Source organism: Halobacillus sp. BBL2006 (assembly GCF_000786645.1).
In the GTDB taxonomy this organism is placed as follows: domain Bacteria; phylum Bacillota; class Bacilli; order Bacillales; family Halobacillaceae; genus Halobacillus.
The window spans coordinates 1-3,543 of the sequence record NZ_JRNX01000730.1 but is presented as its reverse complement, the minus strand read 5'-3'; the positions used below and the strand labels follow the sequence as shown (position 1 = coordinate 3,543).

Here is a 3,543-nt window from a genome sequence, read left to right as displayed (position 1 = left end):
ACGGAAGATTATGTCATTGTCGAGACGGTGCGCGGGATTGAATTCGGGAAAGTTGTCATTGCTAATAAATCCGTAGACGAAGAGGATGTTGTCTTGCCTCTTAAAAAAGTTATCAGAATGGCTGATGATAAAGATAAAGTTACGGTGGATGAAAACAAGGACAATGCTTCAGAAGCTTACCGTATTTGTGAAAAGAAGATCCGTGAACATAAATTGGACATGAATCTAGTCGATGTTGAATATACGTTTGATCGAAATAAAGTAATTTTTTACTTTACAGCAGATGGACGGGTGGATTTCCGTACATTGGTGAAAGACTTAGCTTCTGTCTTTAAAACCCGAATTGAGCTGCGTCAAATCGGTGTGCGTGACGAAGCGAAGATGTTAGGTGGAATTGGTCCGTGTGGACGGATGCTTTGCTGTTCCACTTTCTTAGGTGACTTTGAACCTGTATCCATAAAAATGGCCAAAGATCAAAATCTATCATTAAATCCAGCAAAAATTTCCGGCCTCTGTGGTCGTTTGATGTGTTGCCTTAAGTACGAAAATGATGATTATGAAATCGCTAAGAAAGAACTGCCTGATTTGGGTGATAGCATTGCGACTTCTTTCGGAAAAGGAAAAGTTGTCGGGTTGAATATGCTTGAGCGTATGGTCCAAATCGAATTTCGTGATAAAGAACGTGTTCTTGAGTACTCCTTACAAGAGTTGATCGATGAGGGAGTCGTTCAAACAGAAGCCACAGAGTAAAAGGTGGAGTCAAGTGTGAAAAAGAAAGCCATTTTTGAACATGTATCCCATTTAGAAAGCCAGATTGGTGAGCTGTATGAACAGCTTGGCGATTTAAAAAAGCAACTTGCTTATTTACTTGAAGAAAATCAGCATTTATCGCTTGAAAATCATCATTTAAGGCAACGATTAGATAAGGAAAATGAACAGGAAAAACAAAAGTCATCGGGCTCCAAACAGGACCGGGGTCCTGCCGTTGGAGAAGGGTACGATAATTTAGCACGACTCTACGAAGAAGGTTTTCATATTTGTAATTTACACTTTGGCAGCCCTAGAGATGAAGATTGCTTATTCTGTTTATCGTTTTTAAATAAGAAAAAATAATTCCAGGTCCAAGCCTTTCCTTGCTCATCCGAGGAAGGGCTCTCTTTATATAATTAGCCCTGTTATACAATGGATCATTTTATTCCGTTAGTTACCAGGGTTATTGAAGTGTAGAGGGGGGTGTCAACCTACTAATGATGCGCTTCAATTTTGTCTATTGATTTTACTTCAATTTGAAAAGGGACATACTAGCAGAGTTTCGAGAAATAGTTTTGGTAAGGGAAGTTGGGGAAGGGGGAGACTCCTGTGGATAATAGTACAGGGTGAGATCCCACAGGGCGAAGCCCGAGGAAGCTCACCGTACGCCCACGGAAAGCGACTCCTTCCCCTACTTCCCTTTCTCCACAAAATCTCGGATACAATTATTATTAACATTTTTATAGTACAAGAAAGGAAAAAGAAAATATGGTTCAATTGTATGATGATGAACGAATTGATTTTTTATTAGCTGAAGAAAATATGAGAATCATCCAAAGCCCCAGCGTATTTGCGTTTTCTTTGGACGCTGTGTTGCTGGCGGATTTTACTTACGTTCCAAAGACACGCGGCAAGATTCTGGATTTGTGTACTGGAAATGGTGTAATTCCGTTGTTTTTATCACGAAGATCAAGCGTACCAATTACTGGCGTGGAAATTCAGGAGCGGCTCTATGATATGGCGGTTCGTAATATTGAATTGAACGATCTCGGCGATCAGTTATCGATGATTCATGGCGATTTAAAAGACATGCCGAATTACTATGGCAATCGAAAGTTTGATCTTGTGACATGCAATCCTCCTTATTTTCCTACCCCACAAACAAACCAGCATAATTTGAATGAACATCTGGCTGTGGCGAGACACGAAATTCATTGTACGCTGGAAGAAGTGATCGAATCATGCAGTCGTTTAGCGAAATCAGGTGGAAAGGTGTCGATGGTTCATCGACCAGAGCGATTGGTAGAAATCATTGAACTGTTTAAAAAATATAAGCTGGAACCAAAGCGTATGCGTCTTGTTTACCCGAAAGAAGGGAAAGATGCGAATGTATTATTGGTTGAAGGAACGAGAGATGGAAAGCCTGGCCTTACCATCCTTCCTCCTCTATATGCTCTTACAGATGAGGACGAATACACGCCGGAGTTAAGGGAAATCCTGTATGGGAAGTAAGCATTTCGTTTACATCCTCCGTTGTAAGGATCAAACGCTCTATACGGGTTATACAAACGATTTAGAGGCACGTTTGAAAAAGCACGAAGACGGTAAAGGAGCGAAATACACACGAGGCAGAGGTCCTTTCATTCTTGAGGTCGCCAAGGTTTATGAAACAAAAAAAGAAGCGATGCAGCAGGAGTATCGAGTCAAACGAATGTCCAGGACACAAAAAGAAAAATGGATCATGCGGGAATCACAAGGAGGCAGTCTGGATGAAGATACAAAACAGCTATAAGGATGAAGAGCGAGGAGCCCTTTTTATTGTTCCTACTCCGATCGGAAACTTAAATGATATGACTTTTCGAGCAGTGGAAACGTTAAAGAACGTAGATGCAATAGCCGCGGAAGATACTCGAAATACAAAAAAACTACTGAATCATTTTGAAATCCATACGCCTTTAGTGAGCTATCATGAACATAATAAACACACAAGAGGTCCAAAGCTTATCGAACAAATTGCTAGTGGAGACCGAATTGCAGCTGTCAGTGACGCTGGAATGCCTGGGATTTCTGATCCAGGGTCTGATTTAGTTCGGGAAGCTATCTCCGAGGACATACCTGTCATCGTTTTACCTGGAGCAAATGCGGCCCTTCCCGCACTAGCAGGTTCGGGGCTCCCAACAGAGCAATTTTACTTTTGTGGCTTTTTGCCACGAAAGAAAAAAGAGCGCGAGGCTGAATTAGAAAACTTGAAAAATGTGCCGGCTACCGTGATTTTTTATGAATCTCCCCATCGTTTGAAAGAAATGCTGAATCATGTGCGAGAGGTTTTTGGTAATCGACAAGCAGCACTGGCACGTGAGTTGACAAAACGCTATGAGGAATTTGTCCGGGGCAGCATAGATGAGTTGATTGACTGGGCTGAAAAAGGAGAAGTTCGTGGAGAATTTTGTGTAATCGTAGAGGGTACGGAGGAAACGGAAGGTCACGATGATTTTTGGTGGACGCACTTATCAATCATTGATCATGTGAACCATTATATAGAAGAAAAAGGCATGAAGAGTAAAGAAGCAATCAAACAAACCTCTGTTGACCGTAAATTATCTAAACGAGACGTATATCAAGCCTATCATGTGAAAGAAAATTGATATTCCGTGATTCTATACAAAAAATCCCTTACTGTCAGGCCTGTTAACAGTAAGGGATTCGAACGAACATATGTCTAGTCGTCAATGATTAACCTTTGTAGTCGTCTCTTTATCTATGTTCTGTATGTTTTTCTGTTTTTCTATTTTT

The 3,543-nt window shown here is 41.0% G+C and carries 5 protein-coding genes; all 5 read left to right on the top strand.

Annotation, left to right across the window (positions count from 1 at the left end):
* A partial coding sequence (locus tag LD39_RS18960; protein ID WP_035551803.1) for a stage 0 sporulation family protein occupies positions 1–750 on the top strand: 750 nt, incomplete at its 5' end.
* 15 nt (positions 751–765) lie between these two features.
* A complete protein-coding gene (gene yabA, locus LD39_RS18955; protein WP_035551800.1) occupies positions 766–1,113 on the top strand; it encodes a DNA replication initiation control protein YabA in 348 nt (115 codons plus the stop codon).
* A gap of 405 nt (positions 1,114–1,518) precedes the next feature.
* On the top strand, positions 1,519–2,262 hold the full coding sequence (locus LD39_RS18950; RefSeq protein WP_035551797.1) for a tRNA1(Val) (adenine(37)-N6)-methyltransferase: 744 nt from the start codon (positions 1,519–1,521) through the stop codon (positions 2,260–2,262).
* Positions 2,252–2,542: a GIY-YIG nuclease family protein gene (locus tag LD39_RS18945; protein WP_035551794.1), complete on the top strand. Its 291-nt coding sequence runs from the start codon at positions 2,252–2,254 to the stop codon at positions 2,540–2,542. The genes LD39_RS18950 and LD39_RS18945 overlap by 11 nt, the downstream gene beginning before the upstream one ends.
* A complete protein-coding gene (gene rsmI, locus LD39_RS18940) occupies positions 2,520–3,395 on the top strand; it encodes a 16S rRNA (cytidine(1402)-2'-O)-methyltransferase (protein WP_035551791.1) in 876 nt (291 codons plus the stop codon). The genes LD39_RS18945 and rsmI overlap by 23 nt, the downstream gene beginning before the upstream one ends.
* Positions 3,396–3,543: the final 148 nt, after the last annotated feature.

Coding starts and splice junctions, on each gene's coding strand:
- LD39_RS18950 (WP_035551797.1), top strand. CDS start 1,519: ATGGTTCAATTGTATGATGATGAACGAATTGATTTTTTATTAGCTGAA.
- rsmI (WP_035551791.1), top strand. CDS start 2,520: ATGAAGATACAAAACAGCTATAAGGATGAAGAGCGAGGAGCCCTTTTT.
- LD39_RS18945 (WP_035551794.1), top strand. CDS start 2,252: ATGGGAAGTAAGCATTTCGTTTACATCCTCCGTTGTAAGGATCAAACG.